Here is a 16,349-nt window from a genome sequence, read left to right on the forward strand (position 1 = left end):
GCGGGCGGCCGGGTGGGCCGCCCGCTCCGCCGTGCCGGGGCATCGGTGCGGCGGTGCGCCGGGTGACGGCTCAGGCGGGGTCGGGGCGGGGGGCGGCGAGCTGGGCCAGGTGGCGTTCGGCGGCGCGCAGCTTGCGTCCGTCGGGGCCCGGGAGGTGGGCCCGCATCTCGATGATCTCGGGGGCGATCCGGATCGCCTCCGCGCGGTCCGCGATCGCCCGCCAGCAGGCCTCGGCGTTGGTGGCCGCCTGCTGGGTCTCCGGGTAGTCCGGACCCTGGGAGCGCAGCAGCGTCAGGGCCACCTCGCGGTAGATGTCCGCCGCCTCGACCGACTTCCCGGCCAGCCGGCAGACGTGCGCGCGGACCTGCCGCACCTGGAGCACGGGCGCGGAGACGGCGCCGTGCTCGGCGATCGCCTCCAGTTCCAGGGCGAAGGCGAGGTCGGTGGCGGCGGCGTGGTCCCCGGCGTCGGCGCTGCGGACGATGCGGCCGATCACCTCGCGGTAGTCGTCGCGGGGGCGGGGCGCCTCGAGGGCGGGGGCTTCGGGGGCGGGAGCCGGTTCGGGCTCCGGCTCGGGCGCGGGCTCCGGCTCGGGCGCGGCGTCCTTCGGCTGCGCCTCCGCGGGCCCGTCCACCGGCGGCACCTCGGCCGGCCCGCGGTCCGCGGGCACCTCGGCGGCGGGTGCCGCGTCGGCGGGTGCCGCGTCGGCGGGTGCCGCGTCGGCGGGTGCCGCGTCGGCGGGTGCCGCGTCGGCGGGTGCCGCCTGCGCGGCCGCCTCGTCCGCCGGGCGCGCGTCCGTGGACGGCGCCTTGCCCAGGGTCACGCCCGACGTCACCGGCGGGCGCCAGGCGTAGGCCTTCAGCAGGTCGACCGGCCGCGCCGGGGGCGGGGGTGTCGGCGGCACGCCGGGCTTCAGCAGGTTCACCGGTCCGTCGGACGGCGCCACCGCGGCAGGTCTCAGCGGCACGGGCGCGGGTGCCGAGCCGGCCGCGGGTGCCGAGCCGGGTGCCGGGAAGACCGGAGCGGCGGCCTTGTCGAGGGTCACGGCGGGACGGGCGGCAGGGGCGGCGTCGCGCTGGACCGGCGGACGGGGCAGCAGCGCGGCGGGGCGCGGGCCCTCGTACGGGACGGCCTCCGGCAGCACGCTGTCCGTCCGCCGGGCGGTGTTGCGGAAGAACGGCCGGTTCGGCGCGTGGGTGGCGAGGATGACGACGTCCGGGCGCAGCACCGAGTACACCTGCTGGCGCAGCTGTTCGGGCGCGAGGACGGCCTCGGCACCCGGGCGTCCCCCGTGCAGGGCCTCGATCAGCGCGCGGGTGAAGGTGCCGATCTGCTCCGGGTCCGGGCTGACCACCGCCCAGAGCGGAAGGCCGTCGGCGAGCGGCGAGACGGTGCCCTGCAGGTAGGGCCAGGCGTTCTGATCGGCGCTCAGGTCGGCGATCACGAGTGTCTGCCAGTCGGCGGGCCGGTGACGCAGCTCGGCGGCGACGGACTGCCAGGCGATGCCGTCCTGGCGGATGCTCCCCGACTTCGAGTCCCGCAGGGTGAGGTGGAGTTGGCCGCCGCGCTTGTCGGCGAGCAGGTGGCCGCCGAGGTGGACGAGCAGCGGACCGGGGTGCCGGGCGGCGGCGCGCAGGTGGGCGAGCACGGTGTGCGGGTCGCTGGCGCCGGGGAGGTGGACGGCGTCCACCGCGTCGGCCGCGAGGAGCACCTGGGGCGAGACGGCGGCGAGCATCGCGGAGAGGACGGGCGCCTGGGCGGGTCCGCCGCGCCCCCAGGTCCGGCGGCCGGCGTTGCCGTAGCCGCCCTCGACCACCAGGATCCGCCCGCGCGGCGCGGACCCGAGACCGCCCGGTCCGGCGCCGAAGCCGTGGGCGGGGGCCGTGCCGTGCGCGGGAGTCGTGCCGTGCGCCGGGGTGCCGCCCGGGACGGTGAACGGCAGCGGGGTGGCGGTGGACGGTGCGGCGGGCGCCGCCGCGGCGGGCGGCGGGGCGACGACGGACATCCCGGTCATGGTCCAGCCGGTGGGCGGCGCCATCGGCGCGGCCGGGGCCGGGACGGGCGGCTCGTACAGGGCCGGAGCCGGGACGGACACCGGCGCGGCGGTCTGCACGGCGGCCGGGACGGCCGCGGGCGGCTCGTAGAGGGCCGCGGGACCGGGCGGGTGCTCCTCGTACGGATTGCGCGGCGGCCACGGCGGCACGGCATCCCCGGGGCCCTGGTCCGCACCGGGATCGGGGCCTCCTGGGACAGCTGTCGACTCCGCCATCTCTGGTCACCGCCCCGCCCCGCCGCTGAGCGGCGTCTGCTGCCCTTGCCCGTGGCGCCTGCGACCACGTCCGTCAGCGCCACCCTACGAGATCCCGGCACACCCGAGCCAGGCCGGGTGGGCGATCACCGCCCCGCCGCCGGGGCCCGCCGCGTCGCCGCTGCTCAGCCGCCGCGCCCGGGCGTCCGCCGGGCGGGCCCGCACGCACGTACGCGCCCGAACGGCCGTGGGCGGACGGCACGGTCGGCGCTCCGCCCGCCGCGCGGGCGGCCCTGCGCCCCGGGGCTTCTGACGGCCGGTGACCGGAGGGTCGCCGCCCCTGACGCGAACCGCCGCCGGTCGGCGGGCCTGCCCTTCCGACCCCGTGATCCGACCCCATCGTGCAACGGGCCGCCCCGGTGACGGGGCGTCCGCCCCGGCGAAGCCGCGGGCCTCAGGCCGGGCCCGCGGCGACGCAGAACTCGTTGCCCTCCGGGTCGGCCATCACCACGTGGTGCCCGTCGAACTCCGCGAGGACGCTCCCGCCCGCCCGCACCAGCCGCCCGGCCTCCGCCCGGATCCGGGCCCACCGCTCCTCGGGGCTGCCGTGCCCCGGGACCCGGACGTCGACGTGGAGCCGGTTCTTCGCGGTCTTGGGCTCGGGGACCTTGAGCAGGGTGAGCCGGGGGCCGACCCCGTCGGGGTCGCAGAGCCAGGCCCCGTCGTCCTCGGACTCGTCCTCCGGCAGGTCGAACTGCGCGAGCCACTCCGCCCTGGTCGCGAAGGGGGCGGGCGGCGGCTCGTCGACGTAGCCCAGCGCCGTCTTCCAGAAGGCGGCGAGGAGCTGAGCGTCCGCGCAATCGAGGGTCAGGTCGATTCTGGCTGCCATGACAGGACCGTACCGCCCGCCACCGACACCCGCAGGCGCACCGATACCCGCGCCCGTCACCGGCCACCGGCCGTCACGGGATCACGGGACCGGGCGCCCCGGCGGCACTGCCGCCCCGGGCGGCACGGCTGTTCCGTGCCGCCCGGGGCAGCAGTGGACTCAGGCCCCCGAGAGCAGGTCCCGCAGCAGGGCGACGGTGTCGGCGTCGAGGTCCCGGCCGGTGCGCCGGCTCAGTGCGTCCAGCCGGTTGACGGCGCGCAGGAGCTGGTCCCGGGCGCCGGCGGAGGCGTAGGCGTAGAAGAGGTCGCGGTGCAGGAGTTCGACGTCCGGGGCGACGGCGAGGCCGCGGAAGACGGCGGCCTCGGCACTGCGGTGGTCGCCGTACTGGAGGCGGCGGGCAGCGAGTTCGTGGGCGGTGTCGACGATCGCCGCGATCATGTCCTGCCGCTCGGCCTCGGCCCAGCCGTAGGCGGCGGGCGGGGCCTCCGCGAACGGCGCCCCCCGGACCAGGGCGAGCGCGTGGGCGAGCGCCGCGTCCGCGGTGGCACTGGTGCTGCGCATGCCGCGCCGGTACAGGCCGCGGAACTCGTCCCAGTCGCAGGTGACGGTCGGCGCGAAGGCGTAGCCGTCGGTGGTGTCGGTGGGCAGGAAGGCCCGGCCCTCCGCCGAGGAGCCGAACCAGGCCGCCAGATCGGCGAGTTTGCCGGGCAGCGGGCTCTTCGCGTCGGCGACGGTGGGGTGGGTGTCCAGGTGGGCCGCGCCCGGGTGGAGGTCGTGGTCGAGCGCGGCGTGGTCGGCGCCGGAGCGCAGCGCCAGGTAGGCGGCGAGCTCGGTGAGCCGGGGCAGGTTCGCGGGCTCGACCGTGCCGGCGGCGCCGGCCACGTCCACCGGGCCGAGCAGCCGGATCCGCGGGGCGGTGCGGACGGCGTGCGCCTCCGGGGAGCGGAGGATGGCGAGCAGGTCGTCGCTGTCGCTGCGCACCGGGGTGGTGCGCGCCACCGGGGCGGGCTCCGGCTCGACGTCGGGCTCCGGGGCCGGCTCCGCGGCGGGCTCCGGGGTCGGCTCCGGGCGGCCCGGGACCCTGGGGGCGCCGCCGCTGGGCGCCGGCGCGGGTTCGTGCGTCGGGACCGGCTCCGGCACCGGCGCGGGCTCCGCGGCCGGCTCCGGTCCGGGAGCCGCCGGCGGCACCGGCTGGACCGGGACGACCACCTCGACGGCCCGGGTCTCGGCCGCGGCCGGCAGCCGGAGGTTCTGGGTGGTGTCGTCGGCGTCCCCGTCGGGGGCCTCGCCCTCCTCGGCGACCGCCGGGGTGGGCGGCAGCGCGGGCGGCGCCGCCGACAACGCGGCCGGGCTGCTCGCCTGCCGGCCGAGGCCGTTGACGAGGAAGCGGGACCCCGGTCCACCGGCGGCGGGCGCGGCCGGGTCGGTGCCGGCGAACGGGCTGGCACCGGTGCCGATCACCCGGGCGAGCAGCCGCGGACCGGCCGCTTCGGTGCCGTCGGACCGGGCGGCGGAAGCGCTGTCGAAGCCGCCCCCGAGCGACCCGCCGAGGGCACCGTCACCGAACGGTGCCGAGGCCCCGACCGCCGCCAGTACCGGTACGGGCGCCGGGAGTTCGGCCGGTTCGAGGTCGATGCCGGGGCCGTCGAGCGTCCAGGCGGGGGCGGGGTGCTGGGTGGTGTCGTCGGCGGCCCGGAGCAGCTCGGAGACCTGCTCGTACTGCCCGTCGCTGAGGCGCTGGAGTTCCACCGTGACGTGCAGGCCGGGAATCGTGGCCTGGCCGGTGGCGGGCAGCGTCCAGCGGGCGACCGGGCCGGTGCCGCGCTCGGGCGCGCGGGTGACCACGGCGACGCAGGTCCGCGGCCGGGCGTCGAGCAGGCGGCCGAGCTCGGCCGGGACGTCGCCGCCGGGCTGCTGGGCGCAGAGCACGATCTCCGGCACCCACGACTCGTCGGCCAGGCCGCGGCTGCGGGCGTCCCGCGGGCTGGCGGCCTCGGCGGCGACCAGCGTGGCGCGGGCCTTGGCGGTGCGCGGGCCGAGCGCGCCGAGCGCCGCCTCCAGCGTGGCGTGCCGGTGGATCCGCTCGGCGGCCGGCCCGCTGATCGGCAACTCCTCGGCGAGGTCGACCAGGTGCAGGTGGAGACGGTCGGCGAGCGGGCTGTGGGCCAGCTCGATGGCCAGGGTGCGCAGCACGTCCCGGGCGTCGTCCGGGTGGCCGGAGAGGTGGAGCAGCCGGACGGTCTCCAGGTCGGCGAGGACGACCGAGCCGTCCGGCGCGCCGCCGAGGGTGACCAGGGCCGGGTAGGGCGAGGCGGTCTTGCGCGCCTGGGAGGGCGAGAGGAGTTCGCCGGAGTCGTCCGCGCACCACCAGACGTTGGGGGCGTGGGCGGCCCGGAACGGCGCGATCGGGGCGGCCGGCCCGGAGAGGTGCAGTTCGACCGTGTGGCCGGGGGTGATCCGGGCCGCGACGATGGCGGGCAGGCGCTTGCCGCCGCGCACGGTGTTGCGCGCCATGGTGCGCAGGGCGCGGTCGAGCAGGTCCAGGCCGCGGTCGTCCTGGCGGACCTTCAGTTCGGCCTCGAACGCGGCGGCGGGGGCGGCCGGGAGCGCGATGCGGTGGCGCGGCCGGCGGGCGCGCAGCTGCGTGCCGCGCTTGTGGGCGACGGTGCCGACCATCATCGCGGCGAGCAGCACGCCGACGGTGGAGGCGGTGAGGGCGACGGTGTAGTCGTCGCCCTGGGCCTGTTCGGCGTGCGCGGCCGGGGCCTGGGCGTCGGCGGGCACCGGCGCCGGGGTGGAGGGCGCCGGGGTGGCCGGGGCCTGTGGGGCCGGAGCCTGCGGAGCCGGCGCGGGCGCCTGGTCGGCCGGGGCTGGAGCCGGGGTCGGCGCCGGCGCGGGAGCCGGAGCCGGGGCCGGAGCCGGGGCCGGAGCACCGGGCAGGGTCAGCACCATCCCCGGCACGACCACGTCCGGATCGGTCAGCCGTTCGCCGTCCGGCGCCTGGGCGCCCTGGTTGGCCTCGAACAGCTTCGGCCAGGCCTCGGCGTCCCCCAACTCCCGCTCGGCGATGGCCGACAGGCTGTCACCGGCCGCCACCGTGACGGTGCCGCGGCCGCTCCCGGCGCTCCCGTCCGTGCCCGTCTGCGGCGCGCTCGGCGCCGGCGGCACGGGCGCGGGCGCCGGCGCGGGCGCCTTGGCCTCGTCGGCCTTGGCGTCGCCGGGCATCAGCAGCTCCCAGCCGGGCTGGATGGGCCGCTCGGCGTCGAAGCGCAGACCCGAATCCCCCATCGTCCGGCCGTCGTTGAGCTTGGCGATCTCCACCCACCGCTCCCCCGAGCCCAGTTGGCGCTCGGCGATGGACCAGAGGCTGTCGGCCGGCCGGCTGTCCCGGACGGTGTAGGTGGGCTGCTGGTCGGCGGCGGGGGCGAGCGCGGGCGCGGCCTGGGCCGCGGGCAGCGCGGCCCGCTGCACACCGGCCGCCGGCTGGAGCTGCGCGACGGCCGGCGCCCGGTCGGGCACCGCGGCGAAGGCCGAACCGGCCACCGGCAGCAGCGCGATCACCGAGCCGACCAGGCCGGCCGCCATCCGCTGGCTCCAGCCGAAGGCCGGGATCCGCCGGGCGATCCGCCCGCGCAGCTGGGCCGGGACCTCCAGTAGGACGGAGAGCGCGAAGCAGGCCCAGCCCAGCCAGCCGACCACGACGAGCAGCCAGAGGAAGAGCCGCCCGTCGTCGGGACTGGTCAGCAGCTGTCCGACGCCGTCCGGCGCGACCTCGCCCATCGCGGCGACCGCCCCGGTGCCGTACACCAGCAGCGCGGGTACGCCGATCAGCAGGACGAGCAGGGTGGCCAGCGCGGCGAGGGCGCCGAGCAGCGCGCCGCCCCGCCCTCGGCGCGGTGGCAGCGGTGCCGGCCGGTGGCGGGCTCCCGCCGCGGCGGGCACGCCCCGGGCCGGGCGTCCGGCGCGGGCTTGGTCCTTGGCACGTGGCGCGACCATCAGTCGGTCTCCGCTTTCTCGACTCCGTGGACGAGGGTGGCACTGCCCTTGCCCGTGACCTTCTGTTTGCCGAGCTCGCCCAACAGGGCCGGCCTGTAGTCGGCCTGCACCGTGACGGTCACGGACGAACCGTCGTCCGAGAACGCCACGTCGTGGACGGCGAGGTGGTACAGGGCGAGGTAGCTGTTGGCGGCGTCCTTGACGTAGTCCTGCTTGACCTTGTACCCCTCGCCCCGGAGCACGGCGGCCTCGTCGAGCTGCTGGCCGCCCACCCGGGCGGCCTCCTGGGCGTAGCCGTCGGTGCGCTCGGCGACGCGCAGCCGGCCGCCGGCGTCCACGACGAGCGCGATGACCAGGACCAGGAACGCCGCACAGATCGCCACGAAGATCGCGATCGCGCCGCGGTCCGACCGGTCCCGGCCGCGCCGGCCCCCGGTCCGCCGTCGGACGGCCTGGCCGCCCCACCGTTCCCCCCCGGGTCTGCGCACCGTCACGCCCCCCTCCCGCACCTTCGTCTCCCTGGCGGTCCCACCGGGGACCGCTCCGCCTCGTCCTGCCGTCCCCCGGGAGCTCTCCGCTTGCGTCTCCCCCGCGCGGGCCGTCCCCAATCCCCGCCCGGAGCCCTCGTCGGCACCGGCCGTCCGCCCCACCGCCATCGGCCGGCTCACCCGGCCCGGTAGTGGTCGACCACCGAGACGAACCGGCCCACCAGCCGTTTCGTCCCGGGCATGCCCGGCCCGGCCAGGAGGTCGCTCAGACCCACGTCGCACCGGACCGTCACCTCGACCGTCGCCAGCGTCACCCCGTGGCTGGTCAGCTCGCCGTGCCTGACCGCGGTGTCGCTGTCCCGGCAGCTGACGCCCTGCTGCCGCAGGGTCTCGGCGGCGGTCTTCCGGACCAGTTCGTCCATTCCGTCCACGCTGCGCGCCAGCGAGGCCGTCCGGGCCGCCGAGCGGGCGGCCGCCTCCACCGTGCCGGCCGCGGTCTGCACCCGCCCGGCGGCGATGGCGACCAGCACCAGCGCGACGACGCCGGGGGCGACGATCGCGGCCTCGATCGCCACCCCGCCGCGGTCCCGCCCGCGCGCCGACCGGGCCGGGCGCAGGCTCACGAGCCCGCGCCCCCAACGGACGGGCCACGGGGGTCGGGCCGGGCGCGGGACCCGCCTCACGGCGCGGCCGCCGGCGGGACGAAGCGCTCGCGCGGCGCCTCGGCGTGCTGCGTGATGGTCGGCGGGGTGATGCCGGGGATCAGGACCGGTGGCGTGAGCTCCACCGTGACCCGGATCAGCTCCGGCGTACTCCCGTCGGTCCGCACCCGGTAGCCGGGGCCGTCCTGCCGTCGCAGGAAGTCCTCGGCCTGCCGCCTGGCCGCGGCGTCCTTCACCTCGTCGCTCCGGTTCCCCTGTACGCGGCCGGCGTCCACGCCCTCCCGGGCGGCGGTGAGCGCGAGTTGGCGGTTGTACCACCAGATCGAGCCCTGGACGACGAGCAGCACGAGCAGCAGGACGACCGGGAAGACGATGGCCAGGCTCAGGCTTATCGCTCCGCGGTCGCGACGGCGACGGGGTCGGTGCCTCACGGGGTGGCCGCACCGCCCCCGCCGGGCAGGTTCGGGTCCTGCTCGACCTTCTTCACGACCTTGTCCTTCAACGCGTACAGCGCCACCGCGACCGCTCCGGCGACGAACACCAGCGCGATGATGGCGAGCGCGAGTTCGATGCTGATCGCGCCGCGGTCGCCGCGCGCCCGGGCGGCCTTCAGCCGGCCGACCCGGAACTGGAAGAGCAGCAGGGCGAACTGCACGGGCAGCAGGGTGGGCCGGATCAGTCGGCCTGCCAGGGATTTGAGCTGGTCGGACATCGGAGGACTCCCGGGGGTTGGGTGTGGTGACAGGCGCTCACCGGCACCAGGACGGTGTCAGGCGAGCATCTGGTGGAGCGCGGGGAAGACGATCAGGGCGGTCATCAGCAGGGTCAGCGCCGCCCCGGGCGCGACCATCCGTTCGCTGTCGGCGTTGGCCCGCGCGAGGTCCTCGGCGAGCAACTCGCCCCGCAGGCCCTTGGCCCGGGCACGCAGGGTGTCGTACACGGCGGCGCCGTCGGTACCGGAGAGCCGCATGATGTCGGCGACGTCCTGCAACGGCGTCAGCCCGAGTTCGGCGGCGAGCGCGTCCAGCCCCGCCCAGGGCGGCAGCCGGTCGGTCGCGGCGCGGTCCAGGGCGTCCCGGATCCGGCGGAAGACGGGGCCGCGGCCGACCGCGGCGGCCCGGCGCAGCGCCTCGGCGGGCCCGAGGTCGGCGGCCCGCTCCAGCGCGACCAGCTCCAGGTAGGCGGCGATGCCGTGCAGGTACTCCGTCCGCGCCTCCTTGGCCTCGCCGCGCACGATGGCGTCCGGGACGAACCAGAGCAGCCCGCCGAGCAACGGCCCGACCAGCAGCGGCAGCGCGAACGGCAGGCCCATGTCCAGCAGCACCGCCATCGCCGACAGGTAGGCCGGCAGCACGAGGCCGATCACGGCGAACAGCAGCTTGTGCGCCATGAACCGGGCCGGGGCCCGACCGATCAGCGACAGCTCGCGCTGCGGGACGCGCACCCCGCGCAGCCCGATCGAGCGCTCGCCGATCCGGTCGAACCAGCGCGGCCGCTCGTCCGGGTCCGGCGCCCGGTCGGCGGGCGTGCGGTGCAGCCGGTCCAGGGCCTGGCTCAGGTCGGGCGGCGCGGGCCGGAGTTCGGAGATCAGCAGGGCGACGCCGCCGGCCGCGACCGCGCCGGCCAGCACGGACCAGGGGGAGATCACCGGACCTCCCCGAGGAGTCGCCGGTCGTCCCCGGTCTCCTGCGGCTCGCCCTCGGCCGACGCCTCGGCGGCGCGCCGCCGGCCCCCGCCGCGGCCGCGCCGTTCGGGCTCCAGCAGACGCGGCACCGGCGGGTGCGCGGCGAGCGCGCGCATCCAGGCGATGATCGCCACGAAGAGCGCGGCGACCACCGCGAGCACGATCTGGCCCAGCGCGGTGCTGTAGGGCCGGGTGTAGTCGGTGTTGAACGAGCCGATCACGACGACCAGCACGATGATCCCGACCAGCCAGCGGATGGTGGTGCGGTGCTTGGCCCGGTCGGCCTCGATCGTGCGGCGCTGACGGACCTCCTCGCGGACCGACTCGGCCATGTCCGAGAGCGCCCGGGCCAGGCCGGGGCCGCTGTCCCCGGCGCGCAGCAGCAGGGCGGCGAGCACCTTGTCGGCGGTGGCGTCGGCGAGGCTGTCGGCGAAGGCGCGCAGCGCCTCCTCCGGCCGCCAGCGGGCCTGCAGCCGGGCGGCCAGCTCGCCGACCTCCTGCTCCAGGGCGGCGGGCGCGGTGCGGCGGCTGGTGACGATGGCCTGGTTGAGGCCGACGCCGAGCAGCAGCACGTCGGCGATGCGCTGGGTCCACTCGGAGAGCGCCTCCAGCCGTTCGATGCGGTGGGTGTCCGAGCGGGTGGTGTCGAAGAGCCAGGGCAGACCGAACACGGCCAGCGGCACCAGCAGCGCGGTGAGCGGGATGCCGGTGAAGAGCCAGCCCAGCGGCGCGGCGACGAGCGCGACCGGCAACTGGATCCGGCGCAGCCGCGCCGTCCGGGCGGAGGCGGTGCCGGGCGCGCCGTACCAGAGGACGTGGCCCCGGGAGGCCAGCGGGCTCCGGCCGTCCTCGTCCGGGTCGCCGGTCTCCTCGCTGCCGAGCGCCCAGAACACCAGGGTCACCAGGCCGGCCGTGACCAGCAGGCCGCAGAGGACGAAGAGCAGGGTCATCGCGCCCCACCGCCGATCCGCAGTTGCAGCGGCTGGCCCCAGCTCCCGTAACGGGAGCCGAGCAGCGCGGCGTCGAAACCGGCCCGGCGCAGGTCGTCCAGGCAGTTCGGCGGGGTGTGCGGGACGGCGCGGGGCTCACCGAGCTCGGGACGCGGGCCGAACACGGTGTTCAGCGCGGGCCGGCCGCTCTCGCCGAGGCCGGCCACCTCCAGGACGTGCGAGACGAAGCGGTGGCGGCGGCCGCCGACGGCCGTCTCGTCGACCATCGCGACGTGCACGATGAGGTCCACCGCGTTGGCGGTGAGCCGGTAGGCGAGCGTGTCGGTCATGTGCGAGCCGTACTCCAGGCAGAGTTCGGCGATGCGGTCGACGACCATGTGCGGGCCGCGGGCGTGCAGGGTGCACATCGAGCCGCCCTCGCCGTTGGTCATGACGCGCAGCATCGGGACGACCTCGCCGGAGCGGACCTCGCCGACGATGATCCGGGAGAGCGTCATCCGCAGCGCGGCGGGGATGAGGTCGCCGATGCTCAACTCGCCCGCCAGCCGGCCCTCGACGCGCTCGCCGTTGCCCTCCCGGGCCTCCATCGGGACGACCTGGCGCAGATGGCCGAGGGTGTGCAGCCAGAGCTCGAACTCCGACTCCAGGGTGCCGATCCGCTCGTCCGGCGGGATCTCGGCGGCCATCGCGCGCAGCAGGCTGGTCTTGCCGACGCCCTGGGTGCCGGTGATCATCACGTTCTTCCGGGCCCGGATCGCCGCGGCCAGGAAGGCGGCCAGGGTGGTGTCCAGGGTGCCGAGTTGGACCATCTCGGACAGCGTCGCCGAGGCCACCCGGTGGCGGCGGATCGCCACGTACGGGCGCGGGGTCACCTCGGTGAGCGCCTGGAGGCGCATCCCGCCCTCCAGCCGGAGCGCGAGGGTCGGGCTGGAGGTGGAGAGGCTGCGCTCGCCGCCGCCGTGCTGGCGGGCGAGGTCCTGGAGCAGTTCGATCAGCTCGGCGTCGCTGTCGGCCACCGGCGGCACCTGGCGCAGGGGTTGGTGGACCCTGGAGACCCAGACGTCGTCGCAGCCGTTGATCAGGATGTTCTCGATGTCCGGGTCGTCCAGGTAGGGCTGGAGCCGCCCGGCCCGGAACAGCAGGTCGAAGACGGCCTCGGCGAGCGAGCGGTCCTGCTCGCGGGTCGGCGGGATGCCGTGGGTCTGCGCGTAGGCGTCGGACCAGCGGGCGACCGCCTCCTCGATCAGGGCCCGCCCGCGCTGGCGGCGGGTGGCGCGGTCCGGCTCGACGCCGGAGGTCGCGGTCAACCGGGCGATCTGCTGGTGCAGTTCGGCCGCCACCTGGCGCTTCAGCTCGCGCGCCACCTGCGGGTCGACGGCCGGCCGGGTGCCGGCGCCGCGCAGGTCGAGCGCGGGCAGCGGGGCGGGCACGGCGGTCGGGGTCGCACCGGCCTGGTACCCGTCCGGGTACGGCGCGGCGGCCGGCCCGACCGGGCCGGGGGTGACGTGGCCGGGCCGGGGCGCCGACGGGGGCTCCGGCTGGGGAGCCGTCCAGGGCAGTGCGGCCGGGTCGGCCGCCGGACGCTGGTGCAGGGGGCTACCGCGCACGGAGCACCTCCCCGTAGCTGACGTGGGACTCCGGACCGGCGGACGGGTGCCGCGGCCCCTGGGCCAACGGCTGCTGGGGCTGCGGTGGTCGAGGCTGCGACTGCGGTTGAGGCTGCGGCTGCGGCTGCTGCGACGGCGGGGGCCCGTACGAGGCCTGCCCGTACGGCTGCTGCCCGTACGGCTCGGCCGCGCCGAACTGCGGCTGCCCGTAGGGCGCCTGGCCGTACTGCTCCGCCCCGCCGTACGGCTGCTGCCCGTACGGCTGCTGGCCGTACTGCTCCGCCCCGCCGTGGGCCCCCGGGGCGTCGGACCGCGGCGACGGCCCCTGCTGCGGCGGCTGGACGTGCGCCGGGAACGGCGCGGGCGCGGCCGGCTGCGGCGCCAGCCCGGCGAGCGGGGCCACCGGCCCGGTGGTGATGACCGGAGCCTGCGGCACCGGCCCGTACGGCTGGGGCGCCGACGGGTACCCGGGGGCCGCGCCCTCCCCGTCCGGCACGGGCGCCGGACCGACCTGGGCGGGCGCCGCCGAGGGCGCCAGCCGCTGCCTGCGGCGGCGCACCAGTCGCTGCACTTCGTCGGCCGCCGACCGGGCGGTCCGCATCAGCTCCGAGCGGATGAACCGCCGGTCGGTGATGTCCCCGCCGTCCGAGAGCACCCGCGCGGTGCGGGCCGCGTACGGCAGCAGTCCGAGCACCGGAAGGCCGTACTCGCGCGAGACCTCCGCGCCGGAGTAGGGGCCCTCGGTGACCAGCAGCAGCCCGAGCGCGTCGGCCCCGGTGCCGGCGGCCGTGAGGTCCTCGGCGAGCGCGGACAGCCGCGGCCGGGCCGCGCTGAGCCCGCGCAGGGTGGTCCGCACGGTCACCGCGACCACGTCCGCCCGGCGGGCCAGCACGGCGCTGGTCCCGGTGGCGCCGGAGCGCCCGAGGTCCAGGATGACGTCGTAGCCCTGAGGTTCCAGCCCGTGCAGCACCTCCATCAGCGGCTCCCAGGTGTAGGCGAGCCCGGGTGCCTGGGTCGGATCGGTCAGGCCGGGCAGCAGCAGCCGTTCGGCGTTGCCCTCGGGCGAGAGGTCGATCAGCTGCTCCCAGAGCGTCTGGGCGAGCAGGCCGCGCCGGTCCGCGACCGCCAGGTTGCGCAGCCCGTAGACCGCCTCGACCCGGCCCTCCAGGGCGCCGGCCAGCACGGCTCCGCCGTCCGGGTCGCACTCCACCAGGACGATCCGGCGCCCCGGCGGAAGTGGCCAGGCCAGCAGCAGCGCCAGGGCCGTCGTGGTCGCGCCCGGAGCTCCCGGGCCGCCCACCACCGCGATCACCGCCATCTCAGCCCCCACCCGCCCCGGAGGGCGTCGCGGAGCCGGACGGCGCGGCGGAGGCCGGCGGCGCGCCCGTGCCCGAGGGCGCCCCCGAGGGCGCCCCGGCCGGCGCGGCCGCGCCGCGCGGCGCCAGCACCACCTGGATCCGCCCGCTGGCGACCCAGGAGGCCAGCCGGGGCGCGTCGGCCGCCGCCACCGCCACGTCCACCACCTGGCTGCCGTCGGTGTCCACCCGGCCGACCGTGACGACGAGCGCGGACAGCGAGTCCGGCCGGCCGCTGTCGGGCGTGTAGACGACGACGACCGACACGCCGGGGGTCAGCCGGGCCGCCGGCAGCTGGGTGCGCTTGGCCGACACGCCGACCAGCAGCTGGCCCGGCTGGACGGTCAGGGCCTCCGCGAGGTCCGCCTTCAGCAGCAGCGCGCCGCGCCTGAGATCGGTGCCGGCCCGCATCCCGACCGCCTTGCCGCGCTCCGAGGCCGCCACCGGTTTCAGCGCCGGATCGGTCGCGATCCGCGCGACCACCAGGTCCGCGTCGGTCACCACCTGTCCGAACGGCACGTCACGGGCCAGTGCCAGGACGGCGACCCGCTGGCCGGTGCTGTTGTAGAGCACCGCGCCGCCCAGCCCGCCGGCGGCTATCAGCGCCACCGCCATCGCCAGCACGGCCGGCCGCCGGCGTCGTGCCCGCAGGTTCCGCCCGGGGGCGTGCGGCGCCCCGCGCCCCTGCTCCGGCACCGCCACGGACACCGCCGCGGCCCCGGCCGGACTGGCCCCGGGCGTCGCAAATGTACGGTTCTCCACCGGGTTCCGGCCTTCCCACGTCGTTCGGACATTGCTGCGTGCGCGCCGGTGCGGCGGGGGTCGCCCCCGCCGCACCCGCGTCAGTTGAGGACCTGCACCTCGCCCACCCGCAGCTCCAGCGGAGCGAAGGTGAGCGGGACCTTGATCGGATCGACCTTCTGGGTGCTGCCGGTGACGGTCACCACGCCGACCCAGTTGGCCTGGATGCTCCCGACGAAGGTGCCGCGCGGCTTGCCGCCCGAGCCGGTGGTGAACTCGTGGCCGCAGGTGGGCGACTTGGCGGCGCCGTACTTGGCCTCGTAGGGCGTGCCGGCCGCGGCGCCCGGCTTGTCACAGGTCTCCTTCCGGCCGTCCCCGAGGTCCCAGACCACCGAGTCCAGCCGCGGGGTGACGGTGACCGTGATCCCGCCGCCGCTCACCGACTTCGCCGCCGGCGCCTTGGCGTTCTCCAGCCAGAGCCAGACCGGCACCCCGACCACGGCCGTGTCCTTGGGCGCCACACCCGGCTCGGGGAACGGCAGGACGATGGTGTCCATGATCCTGCGCGCCTCCGCCACCGGATTGAGCGGCGGCGGCCCGGCGGGCGCCTGGGCGAAGAACTTGGGCGCGGGCGCGCCGATGCCGCCGTCGGTGAAGCGGCAGGTCACCGCGTAGACCGTGCCCTCGGAGGGCTGGTGCCCCTCCCAGGCCTCGGAGCCGGCCGGCGGCTGCGGGGAGACCTCGCGGTAGTAGCAGCCGGTCGAGCCGCTGAACCAGCCCAGCTCCGGGTCGTGGCAGGGCCAGTCCTGGCCGTTCCAGCGGCAGATCTGCGGGCCGCCGGTGCTCCCGCCGCCCGTCCCGCCGCCGCCCGGGGAGGGCGTGCCGCCGGGGATGGTGCCGCCCTCGCAGATGACGTTGACGGCGCAGTGCGTGACGTCCCCGCCGATCGGTGGTTCGTCCGCCATCGCAGGCGCGGCCGGGGATAACAGCAATCCCGCGACCAACAGCGTGCGGATCACGAATCGCCGTACCGGTTTCAGCATGTTCGGTCCACCTCCCGCTTGAACTCGTAGATCAGCCAGCGCGTCTGGAACTGTCGCAGGGAAACGGTCGCGATGTACCGGGTGAGCCGCCGCGGTGGATCCTTTACCGCGCGGGTGGTCGCATCGGCCTGGTGCCAGTCGGTCACATCGAGGCAGTCCTCGATGACGGCGGCCTGCGGGTCCGCCTTCAGATCGACGCTCTTCACCACGGGTGAATTCCGCGGGGCGCCGATCATCACCAGTTTGGCGTCATGGAGCTGACGGAGATTGACGAGGGCGTCGGCCAGTGCCTTCCCGGACGAGTACGTCTCCAACTGGGAGCCGTCCGAATCGGCCCGGGCGAAGTCCGCCGCCTGGGTCTGCCACCAGTCCTGATAGGTGCTCAGCGCCAGGCGCCCCGCCGCGCCTTCGGGCCCTTCGGTCGGCGCGATCCCGACGTTTGCCGAACCACCCGAAGGAGTTACCGGGTTCACTCCCGCAACACTGGGCGCAGCCGTCCCGAGACGATCGACGGAACCGGCGCCACCACCGCTCCCACAGGCGGTCAGAAGCATCGCCAAAACCAGCCCAGCGACCCCAACCGCCCCAGGGCGCAATACATTTCCGCGCCGCCGCATCGCCCCACCTCGTCGCGACCGACCCCGTCCGTGGTCTGTGGTCGCCAGAAGAATTCCGCTGCCCCGCCG

Annotated in this window: 14 protein-coding genes; all 14 read right to left on the bottom strand. The window is 76.9% G+C overall.

Translation table 11 applies throughout. The features are described 5' to 3' along the window. Positions 1–70: 70 nt before the first annotated feature. The gene (locus ACIF6L_RS09890) at positions 71–2,203 is read right to left on the bottom strand and encodes a hypothetical protein (RefSeq protein ID WP_396487715.1); all 2,133 of its coding nucleotides are present in this window, start codon (positions 2,201–2,203) and stop codon (positions 71–73) included. Between the two features lie 499 nt (positions 2,204–2,702). Continuing rightward, entirely contained in the window at positions 2,703–3,137 is a 435-nt protein-coding gene (locus ACIF6L_RS09895; RefSeq protein ID WP_329490655.1) for a VOC family protein, read from the bottom strand. Between the two features lie 159 nt (positions 3,138–3,296). Next, positions 3,297–7,133 carry a BTAD domain-containing putative transcriptional regulator gene (locus ACIF6L_RS09900; protein ID WP_396487717.1) on the bottom strand — a complete coding sequence of 1,279 codons (3,837 nt, stop codon included), beginning with the start codon at positions 7,131–7,133 and terminating at the stop codon, positions 3,297–3,299. Next, positions 7,133–7,627 (bottom strand): hypothetical protein, encoded by a 495-nt coding sequence (locus tag ACIF6L_RS09905; protein WP_352294152.1) that lies wholly within the window; start codon positions 7,625–7,627, stop codon positions 7,133–7,135. The genes ACIF6L_RS09900 and ACIF6L_RS09905 overlap by 1 nt, the downstream gene beginning before the upstream one ends. Before the next feature lie 170 nt (positions 7,628–7,797). Beyond that, positions 7,798–8,244: a TadE/TadG family type IV pilus assembly protein gene (locus ACIF6L_RS09910; RefSeq protein ID WP_396487720.1), complete on the bottom strand. Its 447-nt coding sequence runs from the start codon at positions 8,242–8,244 to the stop codon at positions 7,798–7,800. A gap of 56 nt (positions 8,245–8,300) precedes the next feature. Continuing rightward, positions 8,301–8,714 carry a TadE/TadG family type IV pilus assembly protein gene (locus tag ACIF6L_RS09915; RefSeq protein WP_329490651.1) on the bottom strand — a complete coding sequence of 138 codons (414 nt, stop codon included), beginning with the start codon at positions 8,712–8,714 and terminating at the stop codon, positions 8,301–8,303. Then, entirely contained in the window at positions 8,711–8,995 is a 285-nt protein-coding gene (locus ACIF6L_RS09920; protein WP_329490650.1) for a hypothetical protein, read from the bottom strand. The genes ACIF6L_RS09915 and ACIF6L_RS09920 overlap by 4 nt, the downstream gene beginning before the upstream one ends. A gap of 57 nt (positions 8,996–9,052) precedes the next feature. After that, a complete protein-coding gene (locus ACIF6L_RS09925; RefSeq protein WP_329490649.1) occupies positions 9,053–9,931 on the bottom strand; it encodes a hypothetical protein in 879 nt (292 codons plus the stop codon). After that, on the bottom strand, positions 9,928–10,917 hold the full coding sequence (locus ACIF6L_RS09930; RefSeq protein ID WP_359809920.1) for a type II secretion system F family protein: 990 nt from the start codon (positions 10,915–10,917) through the stop codon (positions 9,928–9,930). Before ACIF6L_RS09930 ends, ACIF6L_RS09925 begins: the two co-directional genes overlap by 4 nt. Continuing rightward, positions 10,914–12,524, bottom strand: a complete 1,611-nt coding sequence (locus ACIF6L_RS09935) for an ATPase, T2SS/T4P/T4SS family (protein WP_396487723.1) — start codon at positions 12,522–12,524, stop codon at positions 10,914–10,916. The genes ACIF6L_RS09930 and ACIF6L_RS09935 overlap by 4 nt, the downstream gene beginning before the upstream one ends. Beyond that, complete coding sequence (locus ACIF6L_RS09940) at positions 12,514–13,842, bottom strand: hypothetical protein (protein WP_396487725.1); 1,329 nt, start codon at positions 13,840–13,842, stop codon at positions 12,514–12,516. The genes ACIF6L_RS09935 and ACIF6L_RS09940 overlap by 11 nt, the downstream gene beginning before the upstream one ends. A 1-nt stretch (position 13,843) precedes the next feature. Further along, positions 13,844–14,587 (bottom strand): SAF domain-containing protein, encoded by a 744-nt coding sequence (locus ACIF6L_RS09945; RefSeq protein WP_396492500.1) that lies wholly within the window; start codon positions 14,585–14,587, stop codon positions 13,844–13,846. A gap of 134 nt (positions 14,588–14,721) precedes the next feature. Beyond that, positions 14,722–15,585 carry a hypothetical protein gene (locus ACIF6L_RS09950; protein ID WP_359809913.1) on the bottom strand — a complete coding sequence of 288 codons (864 nt, stop codon included), beginning with the start codon at positions 15,583–15,585 and terminating at the stop codon, positions 14,722–14,724. Between the two features lie 71 nt (positions 15,586–15,656). Then, positions 15,657–16,136, bottom strand: coding sequence for a hypothetical protein (locus tag ACIF6L_RS09955; RefSeq protein WP_329490643.1), 480 nt, complete (start codon positions 16,134–16,136; stop codon positions 15,657–15,659). Positions 16,137–16,349: the final 213 nt, after the last annotated feature.

The organism is Kitasatospora sp. NPDC086009, assembly GCF_044540385.1.
Classification (GTDB): Bacteria; Actinomycetota; Actinomycetes; order Streptomycetales; family Streptomycetaceae; genus Kitasatospora.